The organism is Streptomyces gamaensis (assembly GCF_042656465.1).
GTDB classification, from domain to species: domain Bacteria; phylum Actinomycetota; class Actinomycetes; order Streptomycetales; family Streptomycetaceae; genus Streptomyces; species Streptomyces gamaensis.
In genome coordinates, this window is record NZ_JBHSPB010000002.1 from 13,613 (window position 1) to 28,113 (window position 14,501).

Annotated in this window: 11 protein-coding genes; 7 read left to right on the top strand and 4 right to left on the bottom strand. The window is 74.9% G+C overall.

Annotated features, from left to right (window positions below; translation table 11 throughout):
- Positions 1 to 602 precede the first annotated feature (602 nt).
- A complete protein-coding gene (locus tag ACFP1Z_RS02815) occupies positions 603 to 1,055 on the bottom strand; it encodes a hypothetical protein (RefSeq protein ID WP_390314126.1) in 453 nt (150 codons plus the stop codon).
- Positions 1,056 to 1,217: 162 nt separating this feature from the next.
- On the opposite strand from ACFP1Z_RS02815, the gene ACFP1Z_RS02820 reads away from it, so the two are divergent.
- Both ACFP1Z_RS02820 and ACFP1Z_RS02825 read left to right on the top strand, forming a co-directional pair.
- The gene (locus ACFP1Z_RS02820; RefSeq protein ID WP_390314127.1) at positions 1,218 to 2,396 is read left to right on the top strand and encodes a protein phosphatase 2C domain-containing protein; all 1,179 of its coding nucleotides are present in this window, start codon (positions 1,218 to 1,220) and stop codon (positions 2,394 to 2,396) included.
- Between the two features lie 493 nt (positions 2,397 to 2,889).
- Positions 2,890 to 3,285, top strand: coding sequence for an ATP-binding protein (locus tag ACFP1Z_RS02825; protein WP_390314128.1), 396 nt, complete (start codon positions 2,890 to 2,892; stop codon positions 3,283 to 3,285).
- Positions 3,286 to 3,413: 128 nt separating this feature from the next.
- Here the strand turns inward: ACFP1Z_RS02825 and ACFP1Z_RS02830 are convergent, their stop codons facing one another.
- Positions 3,414 to 4,469: a DUF2637 domain-containing protein gene (locus ACFP1Z_RS02830; RefSeq protein ID WP_390314129.1), complete on the bottom strand. Its 1,056-nt coding sequence runs from the start codon at positions 4,467 to 4,469 to the stop codon at positions 3,414 to 3,416.
- Positions 4,470 to 4,854: 385 nt separating this feature from the next.
- Between ACFP1Z_RS02830 and ACFP1Z_RS02835 the strand changes: the two genes are divergently transcribed.
- Positions 4,855 to 5,670 carry a GntR family transcriptional regulator gene (locus ACFP1Z_RS02835; RefSeq protein WP_390314130.1) on the top strand — a complete coding sequence of 272 codons (816 nt, stop codon included), beginning with the start codon at positions 4,855 to 4,857 and terminating at the stop codon, positions 5,668 to 5,670.
- Positions 5,671 to 6,117: 447 nt separating this feature from the next.
- Here the strand turns inward: ACFP1Z_RS02835 and ACFP1Z_RS02840 are convergent, their stop codons facing one another.
- Positions 6,118 to 6,933: a hypothetical protein gene (locus tag ACFP1Z_RS02840; protein WP_390314612.1), complete on the bottom strand. Its 816-nt coding sequence runs from the start codon at positions 6,931 to 6,933 to the stop codon at positions 6,118 to 6,120.
- Between the two features lie 306 nt (positions 6,934 to 7,239).
- Complete coding sequence (locus ACFP1Z_RS02845) at positions 7,240 to 8,919, bottom strand: PucR family transcriptional regulator (RefSeq protein ID WP_390314131.1); 1,680 nt, start codon at positions 8,917 to 8,919, stop codon at positions 7,240 to 7,242.
- 237 nt (positions 8,920 to 9,156) lie between these two features.
- Between ACFP1Z_RS02845 and ACFP1Z_RS02850 the strand changes: the two genes are divergently transcribed.
- The 4 genes from ACFP1Z_RS02850 (at position 9,157) to ACFP1Z_RS02865 (ending at position 14,499) form a co-directional block, all read left to right on the top strand.
- The gene (locus ACFP1Z_RS02850) at positions 9,157 to 10,056 is read left to right on the top strand and encodes an FAD binding domain-containing protein (RefSeq protein WP_390314132.1); all 900 of its coding nucleotides are present in this window, start codon (positions 9,157 to 9,159) and stop codon (positions 10,054 to 10,056) included.
- A complete protein-coding gene (locus ACFP1Z_RS02855; RefSeq protein ID WP_390314133.1) occupies positions 10,047 to 10,583 on the top strand; it encodes a (2Fe-2S)-binding protein in 537 nt (178 codons plus the stop codon). The genes ACFP1Z_RS02850 and ACFP1Z_RS02855 overlap by 10 nt, the downstream gene beginning before the upstream one ends.
- A complete protein-coding gene (pucD, locus tag ACFP1Z_RS02860; RefSeq protein ID WP_390314134.1) occupies positions 10,580 to 12,955 on the top strand; it encodes a xanthine dehydrogenase subunit D in 2,376 nt (791 codons plus the stop codon). The genes ACFP1Z_RS02855 and pucD overlap by 4 nt, the downstream gene beginning before the upstream one ends.
- A gap of 92 nt (positions 12,956 to 13,047) precedes the next feature.
- Entirely contained in the window at positions 13,048 to 14,499 is a 1,452-nt protein-coding gene (locus ACFP1Z_RS02865) for an NCS2 family permease (RefSeq protein WP_390314135.1), read from the top strand.
- Positions 14,500 to 14,501 lie beyond the last annotated feature (2 nt).

Here is a 14,501-nt window from a genome sequence, read left to right on the forward strand (position 1 = left end):
CACGGAGGCCGGGACGGCCTGTTGGTGGCGACGGGCTGGGTGTGTCCGGATTCCCTGGTGGGTCGGGCGAACGCGATGGCTCCGGCGGCTCCGGTCGTGCGGGTCGGCGCGTACGGCCTGCCGGTGGCGACGAGTTCGATGCTTCCGGGGGCTTCCCGGGGGATCGTGCGGGGCGGCCGGGGCGATCCGTTGGCCCTGACGCTTCCGGGGTGTCGGATGGGTCCGGTTCGGCTGGTGAACCGGGTGAGTTCGAGGTGTCCGGGGGGCGCTCGGCCCCTGGTGGTTCCGGCCGTGCCGAGGGTGCGGGTCGGCCTGCCGGTGGCGGCGGGTTCGATGGCGCTGGGGGCTTCCCCGGTGATCGTGCGGGGCGGTCGGGGCGGTCCGTTGATCCTGACGCTTCCGGGGTGTCGGATGGGTCCGGTTTGGCTGGTGAACCGGGTGAGTTCGAGGTGTCCGGGGGGCGCTCGGCCCCTGGTGGTTCCGGCCGTGCCGAGGGTGCGGGTCGGCCTGCCGGTGGCGGCGGGTTCGACGGCGCTGGGGGCTTCCCCGGTGATCGTGCGGGGCGGCCGGGGCGGTCCGTTGATCCCGACGCTTGCGGGGTGTCAGACGGACCCGTTTTCCCTGGTGAACCGGGTGAGTTCGACGTGTCCGAGGGGTGCTCGGCTCCTGGTGATTCCGGCCGTGCCGTCAACGGATGTGACGGCCGTTCCGCGCAGCCTGTCGCGTCCGAAGGGTTCGACGGTTCCGGTGGCTCCGGTGGTGCGGGTCGGCCCGTACGGCCTGTTGGCGGCGACGGCGTCGGCGTCTCCCGTGGGCCTGGTCTTCCCGGTGAGCCGGGCGGGCTTGGGGGCTCCGGTGGCTCGGGGGGTGCGGGGCGCCCTGTGCGGTCCGTCGATCCCGACGTTGCCGGGGCCTCGGACGGGTTCGGCTTCCCCGGTGAGCCGGGCGGGCTCGGCGGTTCCGGGGACGTGGGTTCCGGTGACCCCGGTCGTGGCGGTCGACTTGTTCGGCCCGTCGGTCCCGACGGACTCGGCTCCGGTGCTGGACCGCTGCAACTGCCGCCTCCCGCCGCCTCGGAGAGGCTGTCGGACGAGGCGCGGGGTGCCCCGCGCGGGCGGAAGGGCGGCAGGGTGCGTACCGGGAAGCCCGCACCACAGGAGACGCAGGAAGCGCAAGAGACGCAGGAGACGCAGGAGACGCAAGAGGCATCCGATGCCGTGACACCCTCGCCGCCGGCGTCCCGTGAGTCCGCCGGGATCCGGCCGGCCCCCGGCCCCCGGCCCTCCTCCGAGCTCGAACCCGCTGTCGACGTCCGGCTGTCCGCCGAGGCGCGTTCCCCGGACCGGGGCCGGCCCTCCACCGAACTCCGGCCCTCTGCCGGCGCGCGCCCCTCCGTCGAGGTCGAACCCTCCGGCGGCGCCCGTTTCGTGCCGTTGCCCCGGCAGCGGGGCCGGGCGGTCGATTTCGTCGGGGAGCGGCCTCCCACGTACGACCCGGAGCCGACGGCCTGGCCGGACGCCGACCCCGGGGAACTCGGCGACTCCGTACCGGACACCGTGCTGGACGGCGCGCAGTACGGCGCGGTCACCCTGCGCGCCCTGTCGCTGCGCGGCGACTCGGCGCGCTATCGCGGGGAGCCGCGCCGGGACGCGCTGCTCACGGCCCGGTTCGGGGAGGGCGAGAGCGCGTTGCTGTTCGTCGCGATGGCGGGCGGCACCCGCGCCGCCGAGGGCGCGCACCGGGCGGCCCGGGACGTGTGCGCCTGGCTGGGCGGCGCGGTGGGCCGCAGCCACGCGCGGCTGGCCGACGACATCCGCGGCGGCCGGCGCGGCGAGCTGAGGGCGGGGCTCCAGCGCCTCACCGACCGCTCGTACGGGCGGCTGCGCGCCCGCGCCGCCGAACTCGGCCTGCGCCCCGAGGAGTACACCGCCGCCGTGCGCGCCCTGCTGCTGACCGCCGACCCGCGCTGCCGTACGCGCGTGTGCTTCGGCGCGGGGACGGGGGGCCTGTTCCGGCTGCGTGAGGGAGTCTGGGACGATCTGGACCAGGAGGCGGAGTCCCGTGTCGTGAACGGCGCGGGCGTGCCCGTCGTCGGCTACGGCCCGGTGCCGCCCGACCCCGCGGCCCCCGGTGGCGCGCCGGCCTTCCCGGCGCCCGGCAGGCCCGGTGAGGGCTTCCGCTTCCTGGTGTCCGCGGCCCGGCCCGGTGACACGCTGCTGCTGTGCACGGCCGGTCTGGCCGAACCCCTGCGCGACGAGCCCGAATTGGGCGACCGGCTGGCGGAGCGCTGGTCGGGCGGCCCGCCGCCGGGCCTGGCGGCGTTCCTCGCCGACGCGCAGCTGCGGGTCAAGGGATACGCCGACGACCGCACCGCCTGTGCGCTCTGGGAGGGCTGAATCCCCATTCAACAACCCGGCGTTATTGGCCCGTTATTGAGTGCAGTGTCCATGGCATATTCGCGGACCGCGAACCGTGGCACAAGCGGCGGAAATCCTCCGGTATTTGATTCCTGTTGCCCTGTTGACGGGTCAACAGGAGTCGTTCTGCCCGGCCCGGGGCATGCATTGCGTGAACGTACGGGAACGTGTTCGATGCCGGGGCGCCGGGGAGGGGTCGGGGCAGGGAAGGATGAGACAGCGGACAGCGGACCGGTGGGGAACACGCGGCCACGCGGGCCGGGGAGGGACCGCGGGCGGCACGGCACCGCGGGGCACGGGGGCGAACGGCGCGTCGTCGGGAAGCCCACCGGGAGCCGCTCCGCCACTGCCCCGCACGGCAGCGGCCACGGGCGGCACGACGGAGGGCGACGGTACGGCCCCGCCGGGCCCGCGCCCGGAGCGCCGGGGGCCCCGGTTCGAGCGGAGGCTGGGCCGGCGTGATCTGGGTGCGGTGCACGAGGTCCGGGCGGAGTTGCGCCGTTTCCTCCAGTACTGGGGGGAGCCGGGGCGCGCGGACACGGCCGAGCTGCTGACGAGCGAGCTGGTCACCAACGCCCTCGTGCACACGGACGGCAGCGCGGTCGTCACGGTCACGCTCACGGCCGGTCCGGCCGGCCCCGCGCAGGGGCTGCTGCGCGTCGAGGTGCGGGACTTCACGACGCGGCAGCCGGCCGGAGCGGAGAGCGGGCAGGGCGCGCGCGGCGCGCAGGGCGCGGATCCCTGGGAGAGCACCGCGACTTCGGGGCGCGGTCTGCTGCTCGTCGACGCGCTCTCCGACGGCTGGGGGATCCGCCCGCACGCCGTCGGCAAGGCCGTCTGGTTCGAACTGGGCGCGCGGGAGCGCTGATCCCGCGCCCGGACGGCAGACGGCGGGCGGTGGACAGCAGGCGGCGGCGGACGGCAGCAGAGAGCAGCGAACAGCAGAAGTGCCCCGGACCGGTTCACGGTCCGGGGCACTCGTACCGGCCGGGTGTGTCAGCCGAAGTGGCGTTCCATCTGGGCGAGTTTGGCCTCCAGCGAGTCCAGTCGCGGGATGGCCTGGGTGTCGTCCTCGGCAGTGAGGTCGATGGGCTCCTGTCCGCCGCCCACCGCCTGCAGCGGCCGGGCGCGCGAGGGGAGTTGTCCCTGCTCGGTTATGGACGGGTCCCCGGCGAGTTGCGCGGGCGGCGGCGCGGCGGGGGGCACCTGGGTGGCGCTGACCTCGACCCCGACCTGCCGGCCGCCCCGCACCCGGGCCCAGCGGTGCTGCCGGCTGTACGCCTTCAGGCGCGCCCGCTCCCGCTTGTCGGCCTCGCGGCGGCGCGAGCGCTCCTGCTCCCGGTTGCGCTTGTCCTCGCGGACCTCGTCGACGGCCTCGTCCAGGGAGCGCACCCCTTCCAGGAGCATCAGCGACCAGGCGCCGAAGGTCTCGCGGGGGGCGCGCAGCCAGCGGACTATGCGGATCTGCGGCAACGGGCGGGGCACCAGGCCCTGTTCGCGCAGCGCGGCCCGGCGCGTCTGCTTGAGCGCCCGGTCGAAGAGCACCGCCGCGGACAGCGACATGCCGGCGAAGAACTGCGGCGCGCCGGCGTGGTCCAGCCCGCGCGGCGCGTGCACCCAGTTGAACCAGGCCGCCGCGCTGGCGAAGGTCCACACGAGCATCCGCGAGCCCAGCGCCGCGTCGCCGTGGCTCGCCTCGCGCACGGCGAGGACCGAGCAGAACATCGCCGCCCCGTCCAGACCGAACGGCACCAGGAACTCCCAGCCGTCCGTCAGCCCCAGGTTCTGCCGACCGAACCCGACCAGTCCGTGGAAGGAGAGCGCCGCGGCCACGGCCGCGCAGCAGAAGAGCAGGACGTACGAGGCGCTCGCGTAGAGGCCCTCCTTGCGGCGCCTGCGCCCCTCCGACCGCTCCCAGGAGTCCGCGGACCCTGTCGTCTCGTCGGAGCCCCCGTGCCGGCTGCGCGCGAGCAACGTCACCGCGACCACGGCCCCGGCGAGCGCCACGACACTGGGGAGCATCCAATTAAGCGGTATTTCCGTCACCCTCATCGTGCGTCCCTTGCATAGCTGTACGGCCTTTCCGGCGCCATCCTGTCGGAATCGGACCGTACTCCAAGGGGTTTCGGAGCAACTGCCTGCCAATGGAGGGCAAAGGCATACGGGTTTCTGCAGCGGAATTCGAACTGTGTGCGAGCGAAGGGGAATTGTGTTCCCCGTTCATCACTGGATCGAGTGGTGTAAGGGCTGGGGGTTGCCGACAGGCGCCGGTGCGTCCGGTGTGCCGCGCGGGGCGGGAGAGGGGGATCGGTGCGCCGCCCTCCGGGAGTCCCGAATCATGGTCGTTTGCAGGTAAGGCTTGCCTTACCCTGGTTGATCGGGGTTTGAACTGGCTTGGGCGCCGCCTATGGTGCAGAGGAACACAGGAGGACCCCCGATGGAGCAGGGCAGACCCCGCACCGCCCGGTACCGGCCGCGGACCGGAGCGGGAGCGGAGGCGGAGGCGGCACGCGAGGTACGGTCGCGTGCCGAGGAGGCGTACGGCGAGCACGTACGCGGTGAGCACGTGCATGTACGCGGTGAGCACGTCCACGACGGGCGCGCTCCCGCGCCGGGCCCCGTCCGGCCCCGGCCGCCGCAGCGGTACTCCGTGCGCGGGCAGGTGCTCGACGCGCTGCGCCGGGCGCTCGTCAGCGGCGAGCTGACACCGGGCGAGGTGTACTCCGGGCCGGCGCTCGGGGAGCGGTTCGGGGTGTCCGCCACGCCCGTACGGGAGGCGATGCAGCAGCTCGCGCAGGAGGGCGCCGTCGAGGTTGTGCCCAACCGGGGCTTCCGCGTCACCTGCCGCACCGCGCGCGACCTCGCCGAACTCGCCGAGGTACGGGCCCTGTTGGAGGTGCCCGCCGTGCTGCGGCTCGCCCGTACGCTCCCGGCGGCACGCTGCCGCGAGCTCGTACCGCTCGCCGAGGCGGCGTGCGCGGCGGCGGCCGCCGGGGACCGCGTACGCTACGCCGAGGCCGACCGCGCCTTCCACCGCGCGCTCCTCGCGCACACGGGCAACCGCCAACTCGTCGCCGTAGCCGACGAACTCCACCGCCGCGCCCAATGGCCCCCCGCCCCCGGCGAAGCGCTCCCACCCACCGACCTGACGGCCGACGCACAGGAACACCTCACGCTGCTGGACGCCTTGGCGGCCCGCGACCTCGACACCGTCGAACGCGTGGCGCGCGGACACTTCGCGTCCGCACGCTGATCTCCGGGTGCCCCGGCCCGCACGCGACGACAACGCGCGCTGCCCGGCGCGTACGGGCCCGTGCCTGTGCCGTGCGCCGTTCTGGCTGTGCCGACGGACACGTCGCGTCCGGGCGCTGAAGTCCGGGTCCCCGGCGCGTCCGCGGCGACGACGTACGGCCCGGCGCATGCCGACCCGTGCGGTCTGCCGTTCCGGCAAACACGTCGCGTCCGGGCGCTGACTTCCGGGCGCCCCGGTCCGCCCGCGGCGACGCCGCGCGGCCCCGCACATACCGACCCGTGCCGTCTGCCGTGCCGCCCGCGCCGACGGGCACCTCGCGTCCACGCGCTGATCTCCGGGTGCCCCGTCCCGCCCGTACCAGCCCATGCCCTACGCCGTTCCCGCCGCGCGGGCACTCCGCCAGCGGCGCGGCCGAGGGCCGCGCCCCGTACCCGCCCCGCGCTCGCCTCAGTCCGTCTCCGCCGGGCGGTCCGGGCCCGGCGTCGGGGTGAGGCGGGGCGCGAGCCACGTGGGGACGCCGCCCAGTAGTCGGACCAGGCGGCCCGCTTCCGCGCGGAGGCGGGCCGCTTCCTGGGGGTCGGGGAGGACGGCGGCGAGTGAGGCCAGTGCCGGGGCGATGCCGACGAGGTAGCCGAGCTCCTCGCGGATCCGCAGGGACTCCGCGAAGCCGTACCGGGCCTCGGCGAGCCGGCCGTCGTGCTCGGCCATGGCCGCGACGTGCCGCCAGGTGAAGGAGGTCAGCAGCCGCTGGCCGCGCGCGCTCGCCCCGGCGTGGGCGCGCTCGAAGGCGGCCGTCGCGTCGGAGGGGTTGTCCGAGAGGTGCTGGGCGATCAGCCCCCGGCGGAAGTGCAGCAGCGGGCGGGTGGGGGAGTCGCGGGCGAGCAGCGCCGCCGCGCGCCCGAGGGCGGAGCGGGCCTCGTCCGCCCGGTCCCGTACGCCCAGCAGGGTGGCCGCGTAGGCGAGATGGCCGCGCTCGCAGGCGGCGGCGCCGCGTTCCTCGTCGTCGGTGGCGAGCGCCTCGGCCGAGCGCAGCGCGTCCTCGGCGGCCTGCCAGCCGCGCCCGGTGAACACGCACCGCTCGGCCAGCACCGCCGCCCGCCGCAGCGCCGGCCCGGCCTCGTGCGCGGCGCGCGGCGCGAGCAGGGCCGCCGCGTCCTCCCAGCAGGCCCGCGAACGCAGCCGCCACACGGCACCGTCCAACGGGTCGTCGTGCGGGCCGGCCCCGTGCTCCCCCCGTGGCTCCGGCAATCCCGAGTTCCGCATGGCGGTCTCCGCCACAGTGCCCTCCCCAAGCGCGCGTCGAAGCCGGAGGCCGTGCCCGCCCTCGGTCCCGGCGGATCCGAGCCGATCCCAGCACGAACTGCCGGGCACGGCCAAGGGTTTGGTGTGAAGCGATTCACAAACCCGGCGGCGGCGCCGGACGGACTCCGGGGAACCCGGGGGGAGTTGCCGCCCCCCGGGCAGCCCGCGGCTGCCGGCGCTGGCCGCAGCGTACCGGGGAGTGAGCGTCCGACTGCTCATGTGTCGCCCGAACGGGCCGACGGCACCCGACGACGCCCGCGACAGATGTCAACTCATGCGCAGCGCGAGGAAGAAGTCCAACTTGTCCTCCAGGCGCGACAGATCGCGCCCCGTCAGCTGCTCGATCCGCCCCACCCGGTACCGCAGCGTGTTGACGTGCAGGTGCAGCCGCGTCGCACAGCGCGTCCAGGAGCCGTCGCAGTCCAGGAACGCCTCCAGCGTCGGGATCAGCTCGGCGCGGTGGCGGCGGTCGTAGTCGCGCAGCGGATCCAGCAGCCGGGCCGTGAAGGCGCGGCGCACGTCGTCGGGCACGAACGGCAGCAGCAGCACGTGCGAGGCCAGCTCCTGGTGGCCCGCCGCGCACACCCGGCCCGGCCGCGCGGCCGCGACCCGGCGGGCGTGCCGCGCCTCCTCCAGCGCGCCGCGCAGCCCCTCCGCCGAGTGCACGGCGGCGCTCACCCCGAGGGTGAGCCGGCCGTCGTCACCGAGCCCGCGCGCGAGCGGCTCCCGCACGGCGGCCAGCAGCTCCTCGGCCTCCAGGCCCGGGCCCGTGCCCTCGTCCCCGGCGGGGGCCACGGCGGGCAGCGGCACGAGCGCCACCGCCTCCTCACCGGTGTGGGCGACGGCGATCCGGTCGGAGGGCTCGCCGCCCGGCGTGTCCAGCATCTCCTCCAGCAGCGACTGGGCGACCTGCCCGCCGGGCAGCTCCGGCCCGTCGCCGCCGGACCAGTCGACGCGGGCGACGACGACCTGCCAGTGCGGGGCCGAGCCCAGGCCCGGCAGCAGCACCGGCGCCGCCACCCGCAGCCGGGCCGCGATCTCCGGCGGGGCGGCGCCCGTCTGCACCAGCTCCAGCACCTCCTGGGCGAGGCGGCGGCGCACCGCGCGGGCGGCGTCGCGGCGGTCCCGCTCCACGGCGATCAGCTGGGTGACCCCGTCGAGCAGGTCGAGCCGCTCGGCCGGCCAGTCCCCGGCGTCCGCCTCCACCGCCAGCAGCCAGTCCGACAGCACGCTCTCGCGCACGTCCCGCGAGCCGACGGCCCGTCCGCCCGCGCCGACCGGGAACAGTGAGTACGTGACGCCCTCGGCGGTCACCCGGTACGGGCCGCGCCGCCCCGCGCGCGCGGCCGCCAGGTGCTCGCCCGCCAGCGTCGCGCACACCGACGCCGGCAGCTGCGGGCCCGAGCCCGCGAGCGAGGAACCGGCGATCGGCCGCCCGGTGGGGGAGAGCACCCACGCCCGCAGGTCCAGGTCCGAGCCGAGCAGATCGAGCACGACCTCGGGGCCGCCGCCCGCCGGACCCGAGGTCATCAGCCGCCGGTGCCGGTCCACGACCGCCGCCAGATCCCCGGCCCGCTCGCTGGAGACCTGCCGCACCACGTACTCGGTGATCGAGGCGAACGAGACCGTCTCGTCCACCGAGAACAGCGGCAGCCGGTGCCGCGCGCACGCCTCGATCAGGTCGTCCGGCGTCGAGCTGATCTCCGCCTCGCCCGCCGCGAGCCCCGCCACCCCGGCCGTCGCCAGGATGCGCACGAACCGCTCGGAGTCGGCGGGCTCGCGCCGCCAGGCCAGCCCGGTGAGCACGAGCTCACCGCCGGAGAGGTAGCGGCTGGGGTCCCGCAGGTCCGTCGTCATCACGCCGCGCACCGTGCGGTCCAGCTCGTCCTCGCCGCCGAGCAGCCGAAGGCCCAGTGCCCCGGTCTCCAGGAGTGCGCGCAGCCGCATCGTGGTCGCCGCCGATCTCTCGTGTTGTCACCAGTGGAATGCAGTGAGGTTTCTGAACCCCGTCTTTCGTTCGAATCTACAAGACGTGGGGCCTGGCCAGCCAACCGCTTCATGGTTTCGGTGACTGCACCCGGCCGCGGGGCCCTCGCTGTACTGGCTGCGGGCCGCCTCCGCAGCGCGGGACGCGGCCGCGAACGGTGACCGCAGGATTCGACTCAGACCCCCCACGAGGCGCCCATGGACTTCCTGCGCCCTGCCCGCTGGGAAGACGCTCTCGCCGCGAAGGCGGAGCACCCCACCGCCGTGCCCGTCGCGGGCGGCACCGACGTCATGGTCGAGATCAACTTCGACCACCGCCGGCCGGACCGCCTGCTCGACCTGACCCGTATCGACGAGCTGTACACCTGGCAGCACGAGGAGACCTCCGTGCGCCTGGGCGCCGCCGTCCCCTACACCGCGATCATGGAGCACTTACGGGCCGAACTGCCCGGCCTCGCCCTGGCCGCGCACACCGTCGGCTCCCCCCAGATCCGCAACCGCGGCAGCGTCGGCGGCAACCTCGGCGCCGCCTCCCCGGCCGGCGACTGCCACCCCCCGCTCCTCGCGGCCGGCGCAGAGATCGAGGCCGAGTCGGTACGCGGCCGCCGGCTCATCCCCGTCACCGAGTTCTACACCGGCGTCAAGCGCAACGCCCTCGCCCCCGACGAACTCATCCGGGCCGTCCGCGTCCAAAAGGCCGACGGCCCGCAGCAGTTCGCCAAGGTCGGCACCCGCAACGCCATGGTCATCGCCGTGTGCGCGTTCGCCCTCGCCCTGCACCCGAGGACCCGTACGGTCGGCACCGGCATCGGCTCGGCCGCCCCCACGCCCGTACGGGCCACCGCCGCCGAGGAGTTCCTCGCCGCCGAACTCGCCGCCGGCGGCCACTGGGACTCCGGCACACCACTGCCGCCGGCGCTCTGCGCGCGCTTCGCGGAGCTGGCCGCCGCGGCCTGCAACCCGATCGACGACGTCCGCGGCACCGCCCGCTACCGGCGGCACGCCGTGGCCGTCCTGGCCCGCCGCACCCTCGGCTGGGCCTGGCACGACCACACCACGGGATACACCACGGGGGAGGGGAGCACGCGGTGCGCGTGAACTTCACCGTCAACGGCCGCCCGCAGCGGGCCGACGACGTCTGGGAGGGCGAGAGCCTGCTGTACGTGCTGCGCGAACGGCTCGGCCTGCCGGGCTCGAAGAACGCCTGCGAACAGGGCGAGTGCGGATCCTGCACGGTCCGCCTGGACGGCGTCGTGGTCTGCGCGTGCCTGGTCGCGGCGGGGCAGGCCGAGGGCAGGGACGTGGTCACGGTCGAGGGCCTGGCGCGGTACGCGCGCACGCGCGACGGCCGCGAAGGCCGTGCCGGCCCTGACGGTCCCGACGAGGAGGACCAACTCTCGCCCGTCCAGCGGGCGTTCGTCGACGCCGGAGCCGTCCAGTGCGGCTTCTGCACCCCCGGCCTCCTGGTCGCCGCCGACGAACTCCTCGAACGCGTCCCCGACCCCTCGGACGCCGACATCCGCGAAGCGCTCGCGGGAAACCTGTGCCGATGTACGGGCTACGAGAAGATCCTCGACGCGGTGCGCCTGGCGGCGGCACGCCGGGGAAAGGACGGTACGGCATGACCCCCACTACCCCCAGCCCCCCGGGCACCGGTCAACGCCCCGGGCGGATCGGTGAGTCCGTCCTGCGTCCCGACGGCACCCTCAAGGTCACCGGTGAGTTCGCCTACGCCTCCGACCTCTGGCACGAGGACATGCTCTGGGGCACCACCCTGCGCAGCCCCCACGCCCACGCCGTCATCCGCTCCGTCGACGTCTCCGCGGCCCTCGCCACCCCCGGCGTACGTGCCGTGCTCACCTGCGCCGACCTGCCCGCCGCGACCCGCTACGGGCTGGAGCTGCGGGACACGCCCGTGCTCGCCGACGGAGTCGTCCGCTACCACGGGGAACCGGTCGCGCTCGTGGCCGCCGACCACCCGGAGACCGCCCGCCGCGCGGCCGCCCGTATCCGCGTCGACTACGGGCAACGGCCCGTCGTCACCGACGAGAGGACGGCCCTGGCCCCCGGCGCCCCGGTCCTGCACCCGCACCGCACCGACGCCCACGCCCCCCACGTCCCCCACCCCAACATCGTCCACCGCCAGCCCGTCCGCACCGGCGACGTCGCCGCCGCCCGGGCCCGCGCCCACGTGGTCGTCAGCGGCGACTACGAAGTCGGCATGCAGGACCAGGCGTTCCTCGGCCCGGAGTCCGGGCTGGCCGTGCCCGCCGAGGACGGCGGTATCGACCTGTACATCGCCACCCAGTGGCTCCACGCGGACCTGCGCCAGCTCGCGCCCGTCCTCGGACTGCCCGAGGAGAAGGTGCGCATGACGCTCTCCGGCGTCGGCGGCGCCTTCGGCGGCCGCGAGGACCTGTCGATGCAGGCGCACGCCTGCCTGCTCGCCCTGCGCACGGGCCGGCCCGTGAAGATGGTCTACAACCGCTTCGAGTCCTTCTTCGGCCACGTCCACCGCCACCCGGCCCGCCTCCACTACGAGCACGGCGCCGACCGCGACGGACAACTCCTGTTCGTACGTGCCCGCATCGTGCTCGACGGCGGCGCCTACGCCTCCTCCTCCCCGGCCGTCGTCGGCAACGCCGCCTCCCTCGCCGTCGGCCCCTACGTCGTCGACAACGTCGACGTCGAAGCCCTCGCCCTCTACACCAACAACCCGCCCTGCGGGGCGATGCGCGGCTTCGGCGCGGTCCAGGCCTGCTTCGCCTACGAGGCGCAGATGGACCGGCTGGCCGCCGGACTCGGCCTGGACCCCGTGGAGTTCCGGCAGCGCAACGCCATGTCCCAGGGCGCCCGCATGCCCACCGGGCAGCGCGTCGACGCCCCCGCCCCGGTCGCCGAACTCCTGCGCCGCGTCAAGGCCCTCCCACTGCCGCCCGAGCGCCAGTGGGAGAGCGCGGGCGGCACCCCGGACCTGCGGGCCCTGCCCGGCGGGCTGTCGAACACCACCCACGGCGAAGGCGTCGTGCGCGGCGTCGGCTACGCGGTCGGCATCAAGAACGTCGGCTTCTCCGAGGGCTTCGACGACTACTCCACCGCCCGCGTCCGCCTAGAAACCGTCGCCGGGGAGCCCGTCGCGACCGTGCACACGGCGGCCGCCGAGGTCGGCCAGGGCGGCATCACCGTCCAGGCGCAGATCGTCCGTACCGAACTCGGCGTCGACCAGGTCGTGCTGCGTCCCGCCGACACCCGCGTCGGCTCCGCCGGCTCCACCTCCGCCTCCCGCCAGACCTACGTCACCGGCGGCGCCGTCCGGCACGCCTGCGAGGCGGTCCGGGAGGCCGTACTGCACCTCGGCCGGGAGCGCTTCGGCCCGTACCACCCGGCCTGGGCGACCGCCGAACTCCTCCTGGAGGGCGGCAAGGTCGCCACCGACGGCGGAGAAGTCCTCGCCGACCTCGCCGACGTCCTCGGCGACGACGTCATCGACCTCGAACGCGTCTGGCGCCACCGCCCCACCGAACCCTTCGACCGGCACACCGGCCAGGGGCAGGGCCACGTTCAGTACTCCTTCGCCGCCCACCGCGCCGTCGTCGAGGTCGACACGGAACTCGGGCTCGTCAAGGTCGTCGAACTGGCCTGCGCGCAGGACGTCGGCAAGGCGATGAACCCCCTGTCCGTCGTCGGCCAGATCCAGGGCGGCACCACCCAGGGCCTGGGCCTCGCGGTCATGGAGGAGATCGTCGTCGACCCGGCCACCGCGAAAGTCCACAACCCCTCCTTCACCGACTACCTCATCCCCACCATCCTCGACACCCCCGCGATCCCCGTCGACCTCCTCGAACTCGCCGACATCCACGCGCCTTACGGGCTGCGCGGCGCGGGCGAGGCGCCCACGCTCTCCTCCACCCCGGCGGTCGTCGCGGCCCTCCGCGCCGCGACGGGGCTGCCGCTCGCGCGCGTACCCGTACGCCCCGAACACCTCACCGACACCTGAGCACCGGCACCCCTGAGATCCTCCCCCTCACCTCGGGCCGTCCCCCGTCGCGAACCCCCCACCACCCCTACGGAGCCCGGGAGTTCACCCGCATGAGCCGAACCACCGCGACGACGGCCGAGGACACGGGCACCCGGCACCCCGCCGCCCCGTCCCGCCTCGACCGCTACTTCCACATCAGCGCCCGGCACTCCACGATCGGCCGTGAAGTGCGCGGCGGCATCACCACGTTCATGGCGATGAGCTACATCCTGCTGCTCAACCCGCTGATCCTCTCCGGCCCCGACGTCGAGCGGCACACCCTCGGCCGGACCGCCCTGATCACCGCCACCGCGTTCGCCGCCGCCGTGTGCACCCTGCTCATGGGCCTCATCGGCAAGGCCCCGCTCGCGCTCGCCGCCGGACTCGGCGTCTCCGGAGTCCTGTCCACCCAGGTCGCCCCCCATATGACCTGGCCGCAGGCGATGGGCATGTGTGTGCTGTACGGCGCGGTGATCGTGCTGCTGGCCGCCACCGGGCTGCGCGAACTCGTCATGAACGCCATCCCGTTGGCCCTCAAGCACGCCATCACCATGGGCATCGGCATGTTCATCGCCCTCATCGGCCTGGTCAAGGCGGGCTTCGTGCACGCCTCGAACGGCGGCGGCCCCGTCACCCTCGGCCCGGCCGGCGAACTCACCGGCTGGCCGGTCCTGGTCTTCTGCGCCACCCTGCTGCTGATCCTCGTCCTCCAGGCCCGGGGCACCACCGGCGCGATGCTCATCGGCATCACCGCCGGCACGGTCCTCGCGGTCGCCGTCACCGCCGCCGCCGGCCTCGGGCCCGACGTGTGGCGCAACGGCGCGCCCCGGCTGTCCGGCGGCGCCGTCTCCCTGCCGGACTTCGCCCTCTTCGGGCACGTCGAGTTCGGCGGCTGGGGCGCGCTCGGCACGACGACCGTCGGCATGGTCGTCTTCACCCTCGTCCTCGCGGGCTTCTTCGACGCGATGGCCACCATCATCGGCGTCGCCACCGAGGCCCGCCTGACCGACGCCCGCGGCCGCCTGCCCGGACTGAACCGGGCCCTGATCGTCGACGGCGCGGGCGGCGCGATCGGCGGGTTCGCGGGCGCCTCCGGGCAGACCGTCTTCATCGAGTCGGCGACGGGGGTGGGCGAGGGAGCCCGCACGGGCCTGTCCTCCGTCGTGACCGGACTCCTCTTCTCCGCCTGCCTGTTCCTCACCCCCCTCACCCGCATCGTGCCCGGCGAGGTCGCGGCGGCCGCCCTCGTCGTCATCGGCGCGATGATGATGAGCAGCGCGCGGCACGTCGACTGGGGCGACCGGGCCGTGGCCGTCCCCGCGTTCCTGACGGTGGCGCTGATGCCGTTCACGTACTCCATCACCGCCGGCGTCGGCGCGGGCGTCATCGCCTACACCGCGATCAAGGCCGGGCAGGGCAAATGGCGGGAACCGGGTGCCTTCATGTGGCTGCTGACCGCCGTCTTCGGCGTGTACTTCGCACTGCACCCGATCGAGCAGTGGCTGGGCGCGAAGGGGGCGTGAAC

Coding starts and splice junctions, on each gene's coding strand:
- ACFP1Z_RS02830 (WP_390314129.1), bottom strand. CDS start 4,469: ATGAGGGTGACGGAAATACCGCTTAATTGGATGCTCCCCAGTGTCGTG.
- ACFP1Z_RS02865 (WP_390314135.1), top strand. CDS start 13,048: ATGAGCCGAACCACCGCGACGACGGCCGAGGACACGGGCACCCGGCAC.
- ACFP1Z_RS02840 (WP_390314612.1), bottom strand. CDS start 6,933: ATGCGGAACTCGGGATTGCCGGAGCCACGGGGGGAGCACGGGGCCGGC.
- ACFP1Z_RS02845 (WP_390314131.1), bottom strand. CDS start 8,919: ATGCGGCTGCGCGCACTCCTGGAGACCGGGGCACTGGGCCTTCGGCTG.
- ACFP1Z_RS02835 (WP_390314130.1), top strand. CDS start 4,855: ATGGAGCAGGGCAGACCCCGCACCGCCCGGTACCGGCCGCGGACCGGA.
- ACFP1Z_RS02850 (WP_390314132.1), top strand. CDS start 9,157: ATGGACTTCCTGCGCCCTGCCCGCTGGGAAGACGCTCTCGCCGCGAAG.
- pucD (WP_390314134.1), top strand. CDS start 10,580: ATGACCCCCACTACCCCCAGCCCCCCGGGCACCGGTCAACGCCCCGGG.